This is a genomic window from Bradyrhizobium sp. in8p8, from assembly GCF_000426845.1.
Classification (GTDB): Bacteria; Pseudomonadota; Alphaproteobacteria; order Rhizobiales; family Xanthobacteraceae; genus Bradyrhizobium; species Bradyrhizobium japonicum_C.
The window spans coordinates 72,513-89,351 of the sequence record NZ_AUGD01000020.1; the positions used below are offsets into that span (position 1 = coordinate 72,513).

Consider the following 16,839-nt stretch of genomic DNA (forward strand, 5'->3'; position numbering starts at 1 on the left):
GCGAATTCGCACCGCATCCCGCGGGCTAATCCTCGTCCTCGACCTTGTCGAAGAAGGAATAACGCAAGCTGTCGGCGTCGGCGTACCATTGCCCAGGCCCCTTGTTCGCGGCGAGCGTCGCTTCCCAGAGCGCATCGGTGCAATCCTTGCGGTGCATCGACAGATCGAAGCCGTTGCCGAAGAACAGTTCGGACCATTCCCACCAGGTACCCAGCTTCTTGACGCCGCGCAGGAGATCGTATCGGTCGATCAATGCCGGCGCCATGTCCGAGGTGATCGAGCCGAACACGAGGCCGGTCTTGACCACGCGGTTGAGCTCGCGGATCGCGCGGCCCACCTGCCTGGGGGCAACGTGACAGAGGCTGGTCTCAAACACGAAATCGAACGCGCGGTCCTTGAACGGCATGTCAGTGATCGAGCCGAGCTTGTTGTACTTCTTCAGCGCTTTTGGCGTCTTGGCGTGGATGCCGCGATTGTTCTCGATTCCCCATGCATCGATGCCGCGATCGCGCAGCGCACCGACCAATTCTCCGCTGGCGGAACCCGCGACCAGCATCTTGGCGCCCGTCGCCTTGCCCCAGACGATGCTGATCAGTCTGGTGAGGTAATCGGGGTCGGTGAAGTGGCGCCAGGCCTGGTGATAGGGTCCGAGGCCGCGATAGTTCTCGAAATAATCGCGATCGATCTTGTTCGAAAGCGGCTTATCCTCCTGCGTGCGTTCGCGGCGCAGGCGCATCATCTCGGTCAGGATAATGTCGGTCGCTGCGTCCGAGGAGTCGAGCAGACCGTTCAGCGTCGAGTCGAACAGATAGTCGCCGACCACGACGATTCCGGGATGATCCTTCGGCTCGGGCCGGTGATTGGTCATGACGTCGCGCACCGGCAAGCCGCCTGGAATTGCGTTCACCGACGACAGCCAGCGGTGGATCTTGCCTTCCATGAAATGCAAACGCGCATCGCCGAGAGACGCCGGCAGCGACTTCAGGGCGGCATCGATCAGCTCCCCGTCCGACAGATTGGCGAAAGCCAGCGCGTCGGAGCCGGGGATGAGCCAGTTCAGAACGCCATGCTTGCCGACGTCGTGACGCGCACCCTCATTGTAGACGCAGCAGCCGCCGAAGGCCTCCGACATGAACCAGGCTCCGGGAATCTTCTCGCCCCAGAACGGCTCGTCGAACAGGATCGACACGCGCAAATAATGAGCGGGACGATCGAAGTAGGCAACGTGCTTGACCATCGACCTGCGCAGCTGCTCGCCCTCCCAGCCGAGGGTGGCGAGCCAGGAATGCGGCAGGCAGACCAGCACGAGATCGAAATCGCGGATCTCCGGTCCCTTGCCGTTCATCATCTTGAGCTGATAGCGGCCGGTCGGCGCCTTGCCGACGGTGAGCACGCGGTGATTGAGCTGGATGTCCGCGTTGACCTCGGACTGCAGGCATTCGATCAGCTGCTCGTTGCCGTTCTGGATGGAATAGAGGCCGATATAGCCATCGACGTCCATCAGATAGTTCTTGAGGGCATTGAGACCGTTGGTGTTGTGGCTCTCGGTCGCGATGTCGGACCGCGCCATCACCTTGAAGAAACGCTTTGCCGTCTCGTCCTCGACCTCCTCGTCGAGCACCTGCTCGGCGGTCTTGTAAGCCCAGGGATTCTCGTTGTCGTGCGCACCAACGCCCTCGTAATACTCGACGGGCGACATTGCCTCGGTGCAGCGCTTCCGGAACGCCTCGATCGCGTCCGCGGTCTTGGCGCCATATCTGCGGCGCATGCCGGGCACATCATTGATGAGTTCGCCGCCAAAATGTACCTGCTCGGCGTCCATCGGGATGGTCTGGAGGCCGAAATGCTGGATCAATTCGCGCAGCGGATCGGGTCCCGTCATCGAGTAGTCGTAGATCTCGGCAACGCCGGCCTCGTACATCGCGGGGGCTGAATCGAATTTGCGCGTGACGATCTTGCCGCCGAGCCGATCGGAAGCCTCGTAGATGGTGACGCGACAGAGATCGCCGAGCTTACGCTTCAGATACCAGGCGCTCATCAGCCCGCCGGGGCCGCCGCCTACGATTGCGAGATCAAGCATGTGGGTTCCGTGGTCTTCCGGCCCTGCCCCCATCGCGGGACCACCGGTCTACGCTCTCCTAGCAGAAGCCCTTTTGCGGCTGAAGGAAAGATGAATGGAGGCTGAGCCTGCGTCGCAGCAGGCAAAGATAGCAGCAAAAAGGCCGGCAAAAGCCGGCCTTTTCATTGTCCTACGTATTCCTACGGATGAACGATCATTCCGCAGGCGGCAGAGCAGGAAGCTCGGCTTCCGGTGCGGGCGACACGACGGCCGCCTGCTTCTCGCGCTCGTCCAGGATCAGCTTGTCGCGCTTCATGGCGACTTCGCGGATCTTGGCCATGGAGGCGCCGGTGCCCGCCGGGATCAGCCGGCCGACGATGACGTTCTCCTTGAGGCCCTCGAGCGGATCGATCTTGCCGTTGACCGCCGCTTCGGTGAGGACGCGTGTGGTCTCCTGGAACGATGCCGCCGAGAAGAAGGACCGGGTCTGCAGGCTCGCCTTGGTGATGCCGAGCAGAACCGGCGTTCCCGTGGCGGGTTTCTTGCCCTCTTCCTTGGCCTTCGCGTTCAGCGCATCGAACTCGATCTTGTCGACCTGCTCGCCCGAGATCATGTCCGTATCGCCCTGGTCGGTGACTTCCACCTTCTGGAGCATCTGACGGACAATCACCTCGATGTGCTTGTCGTTGATGAGCACGCCTTGCAGCCGGTAGACCTCCTGGATCTCGTTGACCAGATAGGCCGCGAGTTCCTCGATGCCCTTCACCGCCAGGATGTCGTGCGGCGCCGGGTTGCCCTCCACGATGAAGTCGCCCTTTTCGACGACGTCGCCGTCCTGAAGGTGGATGTGCTTGCCCTTCGGGATCAGGTACTCGCGCGGCTCGTCGGTCTTGTCCATCGGCTCGATCGAGATGCGACGCTTGTTCTTGTAGTCGCGTCCGAACCGGATGGTGCCCGCGATTTCGGCGATGATCGCCGCATCCTTCGGGCGCCGGGCCTCGAACAGTTCCGCCACGCGCGGCAGACCGCCGGTGATGTCACGCGTCTTGGCGCTTTCGGTCGAGACACGGGCGAGGATGTCGCCCGGCGCAACCTTGGCTCCAATGTCGACAGAGAGAATGGCGTCGACCGACAGCATGTAGCGGGCATCGCCGCCGCGAGCGAGCTTGAGCACCTTGCCGTCCTTGCCCTTGACCACGATGGCCGGACGCAGGTCCGAGCCGCCGCGCGTCGAGCGCCAGTCGATGACCACGCGCTTGGCGATACCGGTGGCTTCGTCCAGCGTTTCCGAGATCGACTGCCCCTCGACAAGATCCTCGAAGCCGATGGTTCCTTCGACTTCGGTGAGCAGTGGACGGGTGTAGGGATCCCACTCGACGATACGCTGGCCGCGCTTGACCATGTCGCCCTCGTCGACGTGCAGGCGCGAACCGTACTGAATACGGTGCGTTGCACGCTCGGTGCCGTCGGCATCGACGATCGCGACAACCATGTTGCGCACCATCGCGATCAGGTGACCTTCGCTGTTGCGGGCGATGGCCTTGTTCCTGATCACGATCTTGCCGTCGAAGTTGGCTTCGACGAAGGACTGCTCGTTGAGCTGCGCCGCACCACCGATGTGGAAGGTGCGCATGGTCAGCTGGGTACCGGGCTCGCCGATCGATTGCGCCGCGATGACGCCGACCGCTTCGCCGTGGTTGACCGGCGTGCCGCGGGCGAGGTCACGGCCGTAGCACTTGCCGCAGATGCCGTTGACGAGCTCGCAGGTCAGCGCCGAGCGGATCTTCACCTCCTGGATGCCGGCCTGATGGATGGCATCCACGTGGCTCTCTTCCATCAGCGTATCGCGCTTGACGATCACCTTGCCCGAGCTGTCACGCACGTCTTCGCAGGCCGTGCGTCCGAGGATGCGCGAGCCAAGCGAAGCGACCACGGTGCCGGCGTCGACGATGGCGCGCATCTTGATGCCGAGCTTGGTTCCGCAGTCGCTCTGCGTGATGATGCAGTCCTGCGCCACGTCGACGAGACGACGGGTCAGGTAGCCGGAGTTCGCGGTCTTCAACGCGGTGTCCGCGAGGCCCTTGCGGGCGCCGTGGGTCGAGTTGAAGTACTCGAGCACCGAGAGGCCTTCCTTGAAGTTCGAGATGATCGGCGTCTCGATGATCTCACCCGACGGCTTGGCCATCAGGCCGCGCATGCCGGCGAGCTGGCGCATCTGGGCCGGCGAACCGCGGGCACCGGAGTGAGCCATCATGTAGATCGAGTTGATGTCGGCGTCGGCTCCGCTCGCCGTCTTCTTGGTGGCGGAGATCTCCTTCATCATCGCCTTGGCGATTTCTTCCGTGGCCTTCGACCAGGCGTCGACGACCTTGTTGTACTTCTCGCCGTGCGTGATCAGACCGTCGTTGTACTGCTGCTCGAAATCCTTCGCCAGCGTACGGGTGGTGTCGACGATCTTCCACTTGCCGTGCGGCACGACCATGTCGTCCTTGCCGAACGAGATGCCGGCCTTGAACGCGTTGTAGAAGCCGAGCGCCATGATGCGGTCGCAGAAGATCACGGTCTCCTTCTGACCGCAGTGGCGGTAGACCTGGTCGATGACGCCGGAGATCTCGCGCTTGGTCATCAGCTTGTTGATGATCTCGTACGAAATCCGCGGGTTCTTCGGCAGCAGATTGCCGAGCATGACGCGGCCGGCGGTGGTTTCGATCCAGCGCTTGGAGACCTTGCCGGTCTCGTCCATGCCTTCCCACCGGTACTTGATCTTGGTGTGGAGGTGGATGACCTTCGCGTGCAGCGCGTGCTCGAGTTCGGCCATGTCGCCGAACACCTTGCCCTCGCCGGGCAGGCCTTCGCGCATGATCGAGACGTAGTACAGGCCGAGCACGATGTCCTGCGACGGCACGATGATCGGCTGACCGTTCGCCGGATGCAGGATGTTGTTGGTCGACATCATCAGGACGCGCGCTTCCAGCTGCGCTTCAAGCGACAGCGGAACGTGGACGGCCATCTGGTCGCCGTCGAAGTCGGCGTTGAAGGCGGAGCAGACCAGCGGGTGGAGCTGGATCGCCTTGCCCTCGATGAGCACGGGCTCGAACGCCTGGATGCCCAGGCGATGCAGCGTCGGCGCGCGGTTGAGCAGCACCGGATGCTCGCGGATGACCTCGTCCAGGATGTCCCAGACCTCGGGCCGCTCCTTCTCGACCAGCTTCTTGGCCTGCTTCACGGTGGTGGACAGACCCTTGGCGTCAAGCCGCGAGTAGATGAACGGCTTGAACAGTTCGAGCGCCATCTTCTTCGGCAGGCCGCACTGATGCAGGCGCAGTTCGGGACCGACCACGATCACCGAGCGGCCCGAATAGTCGACGCGCTTGCCGAGCAGGTTCTGACGGAAGCGGCCCTGCTTGCCCTTGAGCATGTCGGCGAGCGACTTCAGCGGACGCTTGTTGGCGCCGGTGATGACGCGACCACGGCGGCCGTTGTCGAACAGCGCGTCGACGGCCTCCTGAAGCATGCGCTTCTCGTTGCGGATGATGATGTCGGGCGCGCGCAGCTCCATCAGCCGCTTCAACCGGTTGTTGCGGTTGATGACACGGCGGTAGAGATCGTTGAGGTCCGAGGTCGCGAAGCGGCCGCCGTCCAGCGGCACCAGCGGACGCAGGTCCGGCGGAATCACCGGGACCACGGTCATGATCATCCATTCCGGCTTGTTGCCGGAGTGGCGGAACGCTTCCACGATCTTCAGGCGCTTGGCGAGCTTCTTGTGCTTGATGTCGGAGTCGGTCTCCTGCATCTCGACGCGCAAGGAGGCCTCGAGCTTCTCGAGGTCCATGCCCTTGAGCAGCTCACGGATCGCCTCCGCGCCGATCATGGCGGTGAAGGAATCCTGGCCGTACTCGTCCTGTGCCTTCAGATATTCGTCTTCCGACAGCAGCTGACGGTCCTTCAGCGCGGTGAGACCCGGCTCCAGCACGACGTAATATTCGAAGTAGAGGATCCGCTCGAGATCCTTGAGCGTCATATCCAGCAGAAGACCGATGCGCGAGGGCAGCGACTTCAGGAACCAGATGTGGGCGACGGGGGCTGCGAGTTCGATGTGGCCCATGCGCTCGCGCCGAACGCGCGACAGCGTGACCTCGACCGAGCACTTCTCGCAGATGATGCCCTTGTACTTCATGCGCTTGTACTTGCCGCACAAGCACTCGTAGTCCTTGATCGGCCCGAAGATGCGCGCGCAGAACAGGCCGTCGCGCTCGGGCTTGAAGGTGCGGTAGTTGATGGTCTCCGGCTTCTTGATCTCGCCGTAGGACCAGGACAGAATCTTTTCCGGAGACGCGATCGAGATCCGGATCTGGTCGAAGACCTGAGCCGGCGTCGTCGGATTGAAGAGATTCATAATTTCTTGGTTCATCGTCTTCTCCTCGCGTGCCGGTCGCCTCCGGCCGCAAATTCGAAAATCACTTAGCGGGGCGCCCTGCCCTCAAGGCCTCGGGAGGGGCACCAATGCCCGGCCGCGAGGGCCGGGCATGAAAGATCGTATTACTCGGCCGCTTCCGACGTCGGCGCCGGTCCCATCTTGGAGTTATGCAAGTCGACGTTGAGGCCGAGCGAGCGCATTTCCTTGACCAGCACGTTGAACGATTCCGGAATACCGGCCTCGAACGTGTCGTCGCCGCGCACGATCGCCTCGTACACCTTGGTACGGCCGGCGACGTCGTCCGACTTCACCGTCAGCATCTCCTGGAGCGTGTACGCCGCGCCGTAAGCCTCGAGCGCCCACACCTCCATTTCGCCGAAGCGCTGGCCGCCGAACTGCGCCTTGCCGCCCAGCGGCTGCTGGGTGACGAGCGAGTACGGACCGATCGAACGCGCGTGGATCTTGTCGTCGACCAGATGGTGCAGCTTGAGCATGTAGATGTAGCCCACCGTCACCTTGCGATCGAACGGATCGCCGGTGCGGCCGTCATAGACGGTCGACTGCCCCGACGCGTCGAGACCGGCAAGCTTCAGCATCTCCTCGATGTCGGCTTCCTTGGCCCCGTCGAACACCGGCGTCGCGATCGGAACGCCGCGGCTGAGGTTATGGCCGAGTTCGAGCAGCTCGTTGTCGTTGAGCGACTTGATCGTCTCGTCCTCGCCGTAGACCTTCTTCAAGGTTTCCTTCAGTGGCTTGATGTCCTGCTTCGACAGATAGGCATCGACCGTCTGGCCGATACGCTTGCCGAGGCCGGCGCAGGCCCAGCCGAGATGGGTCTCGAGGATCTGTCCGACGTTCATGCGCGAAGGCACGCCGAGCGGATTGAGTACGATGTCGGCATGCGTGCCGTCTTCGAGGAACGGCATGTCCTCGATCGGCACGATCTTCGACACCACGCCCTTGTTGCCGTGGCGGCCGGCCATCTTGTCGCCGGGCTGGATCTTGCGCTTCACCGCGACGAAGACCTTGACCATCTTCATCACGCCGGGCGGAAGCTCGTCGCCGCGCTGAAGCTTCTCGACCTTGTCGAGGAAGCGCTGTTCCAGCCCCTTCTTCGACTCGTCGTACTGCTTCCGCATGGCCTCGATCTCGGCCATCAGCTTGTCGTTGGGCGAAGCGAACAGCCACCATTGCGACTTCGGGTACTCCTCGAGCACCGCACGGGTGATCTTGGTGTCCTTCTTGAAGCCTTTCGGGCCTGCGATGCCCTGCCGCCCCTCGAGGAGCTCGGCAAGACGGTTGTAGACGTTGCGGTCCAGGATGGCCTGCTCGTCGTCGCGGTCCTTGGCGAGGCGCTCGATCTCTTCCCGCTCGATCGCCAGCGCGCGCTCGTCCTTGTCGACGCCATGGCGGTTGAACACGCGCACTTCAACGATCGTGCCCTGCACGCCCGGAGGGACGCGCAGCGAGGTGTCGCGAACGTCGGAGGCCTTCTCGCCGAAGATGGCGCGCAGGAGCTTTTCTTCCGGCGTCATCGGGCTTTCGCCCTTCGGCGTGATCTTGCCGACCAGGATGTCGCCGGCGCGCACCTCAGCGCCGATGTAGACGATGCCGGCCTCGTCGAGGTTCTTCAGCGCTTCTTCTGAGACGTTCGGGATGTCGCGGGTGATTTCCTCAGGTCCGAGCTTGGTGTCGCGCGCCATCACCTCGAACTCCTCGATGTGGATCGAGGTGAAGACGTCTTCCTTCACGATCCGCTCGGAGAGCAGGATCGAGTCTTCGAAGTTGTAGCCGTTCCACGGCATGAACGCGACCAGCACGTTTCGGCCGAGCGCGAGTTCGCCGAGATCGGTCGACGGACCGTCGGCGATGATGTCGCCCTTCTTGACGACGTCACCGACCTTCACCAGCGGACGCTGGTTGATGCAGGTCGACTGGTTGGAGCGCTGGTACTTCATCAGACGGTAGATATCGACGCCCGACTTGGTGGGATCGAGATCTTCCGTCGCGCGGATGACGACGCGGGTCGCGTCGATCTGGTCGATCACGCCGGAGCGGCGCGCCGCGATCGCGGCACCCGAGTCACGGGCAACCACACCCTCCATGCCGGTGCCGACGAACGGCGCCTCGGCGCGAACCAGCGGCACCGCCTGGCGCTGCATGTTCGAGCCCATCAGCGCGCGGTTGGCGTCGTCGTTCTCGAGGAACGGAATCAGCGCCGCGGCGACCGAAACCAGCTGCTTCGGCGACACGTCCATGTAGTCGACCTTGTCGGGCGTCATCGGCACGACGTCGCGGGTGCCGCTCGAGCGGCAGACCACCAGGTCTTCGGTGAAGCGACCCTTGGCGTCGACCGGCACGTTGGCCTGAGCCACGGAATAGCGTCCCTCTTCCATCGCCGACAGGTACACGACCTCGTCGGTGACACGGCCGTCCTTGACCTTGCGGTACGGCGTCTCGACGAAGCCGTACTTGTTCACGCGCGCGAAGGTCGCGAGCGAGTTGATCAGGCCGATGTTCGGACCTTCCGGCGTCTCGATCGGGCAGATGCGGCCGTAATGCGTCGGATGCACGTCGCGCACCTCGAAGCCGGCGCGCTCGCGGGTCAGACCGCCCGGTCCAAGCGCCGACAGGCGGCGCTTGTGGGTGATTTCCGACAGCGGGTTGGTCTGGTCCATGAACTGCGAGAGCTGCGAGGAGCCGAAGAACTCGCGCACGGCGGCAGCTGCGGGCTTCGCGTTGATCAGGTCCTGCGGCATGACCGTGTCGATGTCGACCGAGGACATGCGCTCCTTGATCGCGCGCTCCATGCGCAGCAGGCCGATGCGGTACTGGTTCTCCATGAGCTCGCCGACCGAACGCACACGGCGGTTGCCGAGATGGTCGATGTCGTCGATCTCGCCCTTGCCGTCGCGCAGATCCACCAGCGTCTTGATGACGGAGAGGATGTCCTCCTTGCGAAGCGTGCGCTGGGTGTCGGGCGCATCGAGGTCGAGGCGCATGTTCATCTTGACGCGACCGACCGCGGAGAGGTCGTAGCGTTCTGCGTCGAAGAACAGCGACTGGAACATCGCCTGCGCCGATTCCAGCGTCGGCGGCTCGCCCGGACGCATCACGCGGTAGATGTCGAACAGCGCGTCCTCACGCGTCATGTTCTTGTCGGCCGACAGCGTATTGCGGATGTAGGGTCCGACATTGACATGGTCGATGTCGAGCAGCGGCAGCTCCTTGTATCCCTGCTCGTTGAGCGCCTTCATCAGCTTGTCGGTGATTTCCTCACCGGCCTCGGCGTGGATCTCGCCGGTCTTCGGGTTGACGAGATCCTCGGCGACGTAGTTGCCGACCAGTTCCTCGTCAGCCATGCGCAGCGCCTTCAGCCCCTTCTCCTGGAGCTGGCGCGCGGCGCGGACAGTGAGCTTCTTGCCGGCCTCGAGCACGACCTTGCCGGTGTCGGCGTCGATCAGGTCGTTGACGGTCGAGTAGCCGCGGAAACGGTTGGCGTCGAACGGAACACGCCAGCCCTCCTTCGTCCGCTTGTAGAGAATCTTCTTGTAGAACGTGGACAGGATCGCCTCGCCGTCGAGGCCGAGAGCGAACATCAGCGACGTCACCGGAATCTTGCGGCGACGGTCGATACGCGCATAGACGATGTCCTTGGCGTCGAACTCGATATCGAGCCAGGAGCCGCGATACGGGATGACGCGGGCGGCGAATAGCAGCTTGCCCGAGGAATGGGTCTTGCCCTTGTCGTGGTCGAAGAACACGCCGGGCGACCGGTGCATCTGCGAGACGATGACGCGCTCGGTACCGTTGACGATGAAGGTGCCGTTCATCGTCATGAGCGGGATGTCGCCCATGTAGACGTCCTGCTCCTTGATGTCCTTCACCGACTTGGCGCCCGTTTCCTCGTCGATATCGAACACGATCAGACGCAGCGTCACCTTGAGGGGTGCAGCGAAGGTCATGCCGCGCTGACGGCACTCGTCGACGTCGTATTTCGGCTGCTCGAACTCGTAGCGGACGAATTCCAGCATCGAGGTGCCCGAGAAGTCGGAAATCGGAAACACCGAGCGGAACACCGCCTGCAGACCTTCGTCGAGACGGCCGCCCGGGGGCTCGTCGACCATCAGGAACTGATCATAGGACGCCTTCTGAACCTCGATGAGGTTCGGCATCTCGGCGACTTCCTTGATGTGTCCGAAGAACTTGCGAACTCGTTTGCGACCGGTGAATGTCTGCTGCGCCATCGTGGCCTCTCATTTTCGTCGCCCGCTCGGGGCGCGCCGTCCGGAACGCGGCTGCCACCGCTCTCCGGGTTGAATTCTTCGAACCGTCTTGGGGCTGGAGCCTCAGCTTCAGGCAGGAATGTCCTGAATCTGTTCTTCAGACCTTCAAAACGCAAAACGACGCGCGGGGCGCAAGAGCGCACCCGCCCGTCACATCGACCAACTTCACGGACTGCAAAAGCCCGAAATAACCTGCTCTCCCAACGGCTTACAGGGAAATCCGGCATCCCTGCCCACCGCGCTTTCGTGCTGTCGACCCGATATGGGGCGACAATAGTGCAGATTCGAGGGTCAAACCCTCAAATCTCCACACTTTTTCGTGTTCGGCCTACGTCGGGAGGTTCCGTCGCACGCCTTTTGCATCTCGGCCACCCTCTGGAGCAGCGGACCAAGACCCCGACCGCGCCGAACGCAGCCGGGATCCTTGCCAGTAAGTGCTGCTTACTTGAGCTCGACCTTGGCGCCAGCCTTCTCGAGCTGGGCCTTGATCTTGTCGGCTTCTTCCTTGTTCACGCCTTCCTTCAGCGGCTTCGGAGCACCCTCGACGAGGTCCTTTGCTTCCTTCAGGCCGAGACCAGTGATGGCGCGGACTTCCTTGATGACCTCGATCTTCTTGTCGCCGGCGCTGGCGAGAACGACCGTGAACTCGGTCTTCTCTTCGGCCGGAGCGGCGGCGGCGCCACCTGCGGCCGGGCCGGCCACGGCGACAGCCGCGGCAGCCGAAACGCCCCACTTCTCTTCGAGGAGCTTCGCGAGCTCGGCAGCTTCGAGCACGGTGAGGCTCGAGAGGTCGTCAACGATCTTCTGCAAGTCAGCCATTGTTCAGTTTCCTTAAGTGTAAGTCTGGTTCGGGTTTGAGTTTTGCGAAGGGCGTCAGGCCGCTTCGCCCTTTGAGGCATGAGCCTGGATGACGCGTGCGAGCTTGCCCGCGGGCGCGTTGGCGAGCTGGGCCAGCTTGGTCGCCGGGGCCACGATGAGGCCGACGATCTTGCCGCGCAGTTCGTCAAGCGACGGTAGCGAGGCAAGCGCCTTCACGCCGTCGACATTCAGGACGGTCTTCCCCATCGATCCGCCGACGATGACGAACTTTTCGTTCGCCTTGGCGAAGTCGATGGCGACCTTCGGCGCCGCTACCGGATCGCTGGAAGTCGCGATCACGGTCGGTCCCTTCAGCATGGGGCCGATGGCAACGACGTCAGTGCCTTCAAGAGCAATTTTGGCGAGACGGTTCTTCGAGACCTTCACCGATGCGCCAGCCTGCCGCATCTGCTTGCGCAGAGTCTGCATCTGGGCGACGGTGAGGCCGGAATATTGAGCAACGATCGCGACGCCCGTGGTCTTGAAGACCTCATGGAGCTGTTCGACCGCTTCTTTTTTTGCCGCTCGTTCCACAGCAAGCTCTCTCCGGTTGGCGGTCATCGCAAAAGCGGGACCACCGGGTTGCACCCATCGTCCCACCCAAACCTGAACCTCCGGGGCAAAGCCCTTCGGACACGCCGGGCAAGACGACAATTCAAAGCCTGCCCTCCGGGAGCCCATGAGGCCCACGGCGTGTCGAGGTCCGAACCAGACCCGTTTCGCGAAACCAGCCGCTAAAGCTGGGTGCGAAGTGAAATCCGGTCTTCACCCGTCTATGCAGGCTATGCGATTAAGCCGTTGAGAAATCGAAATTCCCCGCCGGCGCCTGCAGTCTTGGACAGGACAAGGTCAGCCGGCGAACCGCCCGACCTCTGCCCGCACCCCAGCCAACCGACGGATTTCTCTCTTCCTTTTCCGGCAAATCCTTACGGACGTCCTGAAAAGGAATGATCTCCTGTCGTATCGGGTTTTTCGGGATGCGTGCACGAACGCGCCAGCCGAGGCCGGCACGTCCGGAGGCGGTTCTTTAACCGCTCTATGCCCGCTTGCCAAGAGCAAAATTCACACCAATTCCAGTTCGTTGCCGGCCGGACTTGAAACGGCCGAAAAGGGCCGATTCAGGCGGATTTGACCGCATAAGGTAGCGGCTTCCCCTCGAAGAACGCGGTGAGATTCGCCAGCACGCAATTCTGCATGGCGACGTGCGATTCGACGGTGTGGCCGCCGATATGCGGGGCGAACACGACATTTGGAAGCGCGGTCAGCGCGTCAGGCGCGTGCGGTTCCTTCTCATAGACGTCTAGGCCCGCGCCAGCGATGGTTTTGTCGGAGAGGGCCGCGACCAAGGCTTTCTCGTCGATGACCGAGCCGCGGGAGATGTTGACGACATAGCCATCCGCGCCAAGCCGCCTCAGGATATCGCCATTGACCACGTGCTGGGTCTCGCCCCCTGCCCGCACGGCAATCATCAGCACGCTGCACCAGTCGACGAGCGCCTCCAGAGAGGGGAAATATCGATAGGGCAGATCGTATCTGGTGCGGCTGAAATAGCCGACCTCGCTCTCGAAGGCGGCGCAGCGCGCCGCGATCTTGCGGCCGATCTCGCCCATGCCGTAGACGCCGATCCGGCGCCCGGGCATGCCGACCTGGGGCCGCATCATCGGCGACTGTTTTGACGCAGCCCAATCGCCGCTGCGGACATACTGGTCGGCCACCAGGATCCGCCGCGTCGTCGCCAGCATCAGGGTCATCGCGATATCGGCGACCGAGGCCGCATTGGCGCCCGGACTGTGCCCGACCGCGATGTTGCGGCTGGCTGCCGCCTTCAAGTCGACGCCGTCATAGCCGGTGCCATAGCAGACGATGGCACCCAGCTTTGGAAACTCGTCCATCGCCTCCGGGCCGAGCGGGGTGCCGCCCGCCGTCAGCATCGCGCGGATGCCGCTCAGCTCATCAGCCGAAAATACCTCGTGCGCGGGCTTGCCACCGGTATCGAGCAACTCGAAACGCTCAGCGAAACGCACCATCATCGACTTGGGAAAGCGCGAGTAGATCAGGACCTTGTCAGTCATTGTTCTTGTTTCCGGTGAAAGCCGTCACAAACGACGAGGGGCGGAATCGGTTGCCCAATTCCGCCCCTCGCCTCATGCAATTTCCAAACCTTAGCCGAGAATGGTGCCCGGCTCGACCTTCACGCCTGGGCCCATCGTCGAGGACACCGCCACGCGCTGGATGTAGGTGCCCTTCGAGCCGGCCGGCTTCGCCTTCGAGACAGCATCAGCCAGAGCCTTGATGTTCTCGACGAGCTTCTCCTCGGAGAACGAGGCCTTGCCGACGCCGGCCTGGAGGATGCCGGCCTTCTCGACGCGGAACTCGACCGAGCCGCCCTTGGCCCCCTTCACCGCACCGGTGACGTCCATGGTCACGGTGCCGATCTTCGGGTTTGGCATCAGGCCGCGCGGGCCGAGCACCTTACCGAGGCGGCCGACCAGAGGCATCATGTCGGGGGTGGCGATGCAGCGGTCGAAGTCGATGTTGCCGTTCTGCACCTTCTCGACCAGATCCTCGGCTCCGACAACGTCGGCACCCGCCGCCTTGGCCTCATCGGCCTTGGCGCCGCGGGCGAACACGCCGACGCGCAGTGTGCGGCCGGTGCCGTTCGGCAGGGTTACGACGCCACGAACCATCTGGTCGGCGTGACGGGGGTCGACGCCGAGATTGATCGCGACCTCGATGGTCTCGTCGAACTTCGCTTTCGCACGTTCCTTGACCATCTTGATGGCGTCCGCGAGCGGGTAAAGCTTTTCGCGATCAATGCCTTCGCGGGCTTTGTTCAAACGCTTTCCGATTGCCATGACCGCTTACCCCGCAACTTCCAGACCCATCGAACGGGCCGAGCCCTCGACCATCTTCATGGCCGATTCGATGGTGTCGCAATTCAAGTCCTTCATCTTCTTCTCGGCGATCTCGCGCACCTGCGCCTTGGTCACCTTGCCGGCCTTGTCACGGCCCGGCGCCTTCGAGCCGGACTGGATCTTGGCGGCCTGCTTGAGGAAGTAGGACATCGGCGGCGTCTTCATCTCGAAGGTGAAGGAACGGTCCGCATAGATGGTGATGATCACCGGGATCGGGGTGTTCTTCTCTTCCTTCTGGGTCTGGGCGTTGAACGCCTTGCAGAACTCCATGATGTTGAGACCGCGCTGACCGAGCGCGGGACCGATCGGGGGCGAAGGATTCGCCGCACCGGCCGGGACCTGAAGCTTCAGGTATCCGGTCACTTTCTTTGCCATATATCACTCCTGTTGTGCCGGCGTGCCGCCGGCGGTTTCAGGTTCGTGGTCGGGATCTCAGGCGGCTGGCAACCGCCCTCGTCCTCCCACGGCCTCCATCGGAGACGTCGCCGCCTCCACTCTGTCATGCCCAGACTTGAATCCGGGCATCCATCCATCTTCGCAGAGACTTCTGCAAAGGAGATGGATTGCCGGGTCAAGCCCGGCAATGACCAACGATCAGACCTTCTCGACCTGACCGAATTCCAGCTCGACCGGCGTCGCGCGACCGAAGATCGAGACCGCGACCTTCACGCGCGAGCGCGCCTCGTCGATTTCCTCGACGACGCCCGAGAACGAGGCGAACGGGCCATCGGCCACGCGCACGTTCTCGCCAATCTCGAATGATACCGACGCCTTCGGCCGTTCCACGCCTTCCTGCACCTGGTGCAGGATACGCATGGCCTCGGCTTCCGAGATCGGCATCGGCTTGTTTTCCGCGCCGAGGAAACCCGTCACCTTCGGGGTGTTCTTGATCAGATGGAACGCCTCGTCGGTCAGCTTCATCTTCACCAGCACATAGCCCGGGAAGAACTTGCGCTCGGCGTCGATCTTGCGGCCGCGGCGCACTTCCGTGACCTTCTCGGTCGGAACCAGCACCAGTTCGAACAGATCCTCGAGCCCGCGCTGCTTGGCCTGCTCGCGGATCGATTCGGCGACCTTCTTCTCGAAGTTCGAATAGGCGTGGACAATGTACCAGCGCTTGTCGGACACTTGAGCGGTTGCTGTTGCCATCAGTGAATGCCCAGGAGGAAGGTGATGAGATAGCGGATGATCTGGTCGGCGGCGAAGAAGAAGATCGAGGCGACGGCGACCATGACGAACACCATGATGGTGGTGATCGTGGTCTCCCGGCGGGTCGGCCAGGTGACCTTGGCAGTTTCCGAGCGCACTTCCTGCAAGAACTTGAACGGGCTGACTGCCATCGTTTGATGTCCAACGTCCGTCGACAGACGCAAATGAATTTCAGGGATCCGAACAGCCGCCGTTGTTGACCCAGCCCTCTGTCGCGAAGGATGAGCCGGAAACCGGGCTCGATTGTTCGGGGATTTCAAGGCCGCGCCGGAAATCCGCGTCTAACGGGCCGGCTGCGAGTGCGGGGTATCTACTGCGGATAGGGCTAAAGGTCAAGGTATCGGGGCTTGCACGGACCAGCCGGCGCCGCGCGACGGCCGCGCAGACCGGCGTGGGATCAAGGGCTTATCCCTGCCCCGCAAGGCGCCATCCAGGCTCCGAACCGTGCAGGACTACGTTACAAGGATCGGTACGCTCGCGGCAAGCATCTGAGGGGGCCGTAGATCGAGTGCTGCTGCTATTCGATTGTCGCGCCGCGAATGTTCGATGACAACCAACCAATGATGCTGATTTCGTCCTACTCTCCCAATGAGTCAAACCCGTGACCGACCAATGCCGCCTTTGCCATTCGATCAACCTGCGTCCGGTCATCGACCTCGGTCTAATGCCGATTGCGCATCGGCTTCGGCATGGCCAAGACGAGCAGCAGGAGCAGTAGCCGTTCGAGGTGCTGGCCTGCGGCGAATGCGGCCTGCCACAGATCGTGGTCTGAGCCCCTCGCTTCATCCAGCAATGGAAAGAGTCCCGGTTGAATATGAGCCCAAGGGGCTCGGTGAAGCAACGGGGCGAGGCGCGGAGCCCTCGGCATAGCGCAGCGTCCCGTCCCGTTGCGGCCCAAGAGCGTTGCGTTTGGCGTATTCGGTCGGCGTGAGGTTGCCCAGGGCGCTGTGCGGCCGGGCGTTGTTGTAGTCGTCTTTCCAGGCGGCCAGCACGGCTCGCGCCTGTGCGAGCGAAGTGAACAGCGTCTCATTGAGGAGTTCATCGCGCAGGCGGGCGTTAAAGCTCTCGATGAAGGCATTCTGGGTCGGTTTGCCG

11 protein-coding genes are annotated in these 16,839 nt (G+C 62.7%); all 11 read right to left on the reverse strand.

Going from position 1 to position 16,839, the window contains the following annotated elements:
* Nucleotides 1–25: 25 nt before the first annotated feature.
* Nucleotides 26–2,080: an FAD-dependent oxidoreductase gene (locus tag K408_RS0131950; RefSeq protein ID WP_024342443.1), complete on the reverse strand. Its 2,055-nt coding sequence runs from the start codon at nt 2,078–2,080 to the stop codon at nt 26–28.
* Between the two features lie 193 nt (nt 2,081–2,273).
* A complete protein-coding gene (gene rpoC, locus K408_RS0131955; RefSeq protein WP_024342442.1) occupies nt 2,274–6,470 on the reverse strand; it encodes a DNA-directed RNA polymerase subunit beta' in 4,197 nt (1,398 codons plus the stop codon).
* Between the two features lie 128 nt (nt 6,471–6,598).
* On the reverse strand, nt 6,599–10,723 hold the full coding sequence (gene rpoB / locus K408_RS0131960) for a DNA-directed RNA polymerase subunit beta (RefSeq protein ID WP_024342441.1): 4,125 nt from the start codon (nt 10,721–10,723) through the stop codon (nt 6,599–6,601).
* A 480-nt stretch (nt 10,724–11,203) separates the two neighbouring features.
* On the reverse strand, nt 11,204–11,581 hold the full coding sequence (rplL, locus tag K408_RS0131965) for a 50S ribosomal protein L7/L12 (RefSeq protein ID WP_024342440.1): 378 nt from the start codon (nt 11,579–11,581) through the stop codon (nt 11,204–11,206).
* Between the two features lie 54 nt (nt 11,582–11,635).
* Nucleotides 11,636–12,154, reverse strand: coding sequence for a 50S ribosomal protein L10 (rplJ, locus tag K408_RS0131970; protein WP_024342439.1), 519 nt, complete (start codon nt 12,152–12,154; stop codon nt 11,636–11,638).
* 584 nt (nt 12,155–12,738) lie between these two features.
* Nucleotides 12,739–13,692, reverse strand: a complete 954-nt coding sequence (locus K408_RS0131975; protein WP_024342438.1) for a 2-hydroxyacid dehydrogenase — start codon at nt 13,690–13,692, stop codon at nt 12,739–12,741.
* Between the two features lie 90 nt (nt 13,693–13,782).
* Nucleotides 13,783–14,475, reverse strand: a complete 693-nt coding sequence (rplA, locus tag K408_RS0131980; protein ID WP_024342437.1) for a 50S ribosomal protein L1 — start codon at nt 14,473–14,475, stop codon at nt 13,783–13,785.
* Nucleotides 14,476–14,481: 6 nt separating this feature from the next.
* The gene (gene rplK, locus K408_RS0131985) at nt 14,482–14,910 is read right to left on the reverse strand and encodes a 50S ribosomal protein L11 (protein ID WP_011088164.1); all 429 of its coding nucleotides are present in this window, start codon (nt 14,908–14,910) and stop codon (nt 14,482–14,484) included.
* 219 nt (nt 14,911–15,129) lie between these two features.
* A complete protein-coding gene (gene nusG, locus K408_RS0131990; protein ID WP_028146088.1) occupies nt 15,130–15,684 on the reverse strand; it encodes a transcription termination/antitermination protein NusG in 555 nt (184 codons plus the stop codon).
* The gene (gene secE / locus K408_RS0131995) at nt 15,684–15,875 is read right to left on the reverse strand and encodes a preprotein translocase subunit SecE (RefSeq protein ID WP_007611620.1); all 192 of its coding nucleotides are present in this window, start codon (nt 15,873–15,875) and stop codon (nt 15,684–15,686) included. The genes nusG and secE overlap by 1 nt, the downstream gene beginning before the upstream one ends.
* Before the next feature lie 651 nt (nt 15,876–16,526).
* Nucleotides 16,527–16,839 (reverse strand): integrase core domain-containing protein (locus K408_RS0132005; RefSeq protein ID WP_028146089.1); only part of this gene is annotated, 313 nt, incomplete at its 5' end.

What these genes read in the sequence shown, in the direction of transcription:
- rplL (WP_024342440.1), bottom strand. Translation starts at nt 11,581, where the DNA reads ATGGCTGACTTGCAGAAGATCGTTGACGACCTCTCGAGCCTCACCGTG.
- rpoC (WP_024342442.1), bottom strand. Translation starts at nt 6,470, where the DNA reads ATGAACCAAGAAATTATGAATCTCTTCAATCCGACGACGCCGGCTCAG.
- rplA (WP_024342437.1), bottom strand. Translation starts at nt 14,475, where the DNA reads ATGGCAATCGGAAAGCGTTTGAACAAAGCCCGCGAAGGCATTGATCGC.
- rpoB (WP_024342441.1), bottom strand. Translation starts at nt 10,723, where the DNA reads ATGGCGCAGCAGACATTCACCGGTCGCAAACGAGTTCGCAAGTTCTTC.
- nusG (WP_028146088.1), bottom strand. Translation starts at nt 15,684, where the DNA reads ATGGCAACAGCAACCGCTCAAGTGTCCGACAAGCGCTGGTACATTGTC.
- secE (WP_007611620.1), bottom strand. Translation starts at nt 15,875, where the DNA reads ATGGCAGTCAGCCCGTTCAAGTTCTTGCAGGAAGTGCGCTCGGAAACT.
- rplK (WP_011088164.1), bottom strand. Translation starts at nt 14,910, where the DNA reads ATGGCAAAGAAAGTGACCGGATACCTGAAGCTTCAGGTCCCGGCCGGT.
- K408_RS0131975 (WP_024342438.1), bottom strand. Translation starts at nt 13,692, where the DNA reads ATGACTGACAAGGTCCTGATCTACTCGCGCTTTCCCAAGTCGATGATG.
- K408_RS0131950 (WP_024342443.1), bottom strand. Translation starts at nt 2,080, where the DNA reads ATGCTTGATCTCGCAATCGTAGGCGGCGGCCCCGGCGGGCTGATGAGC.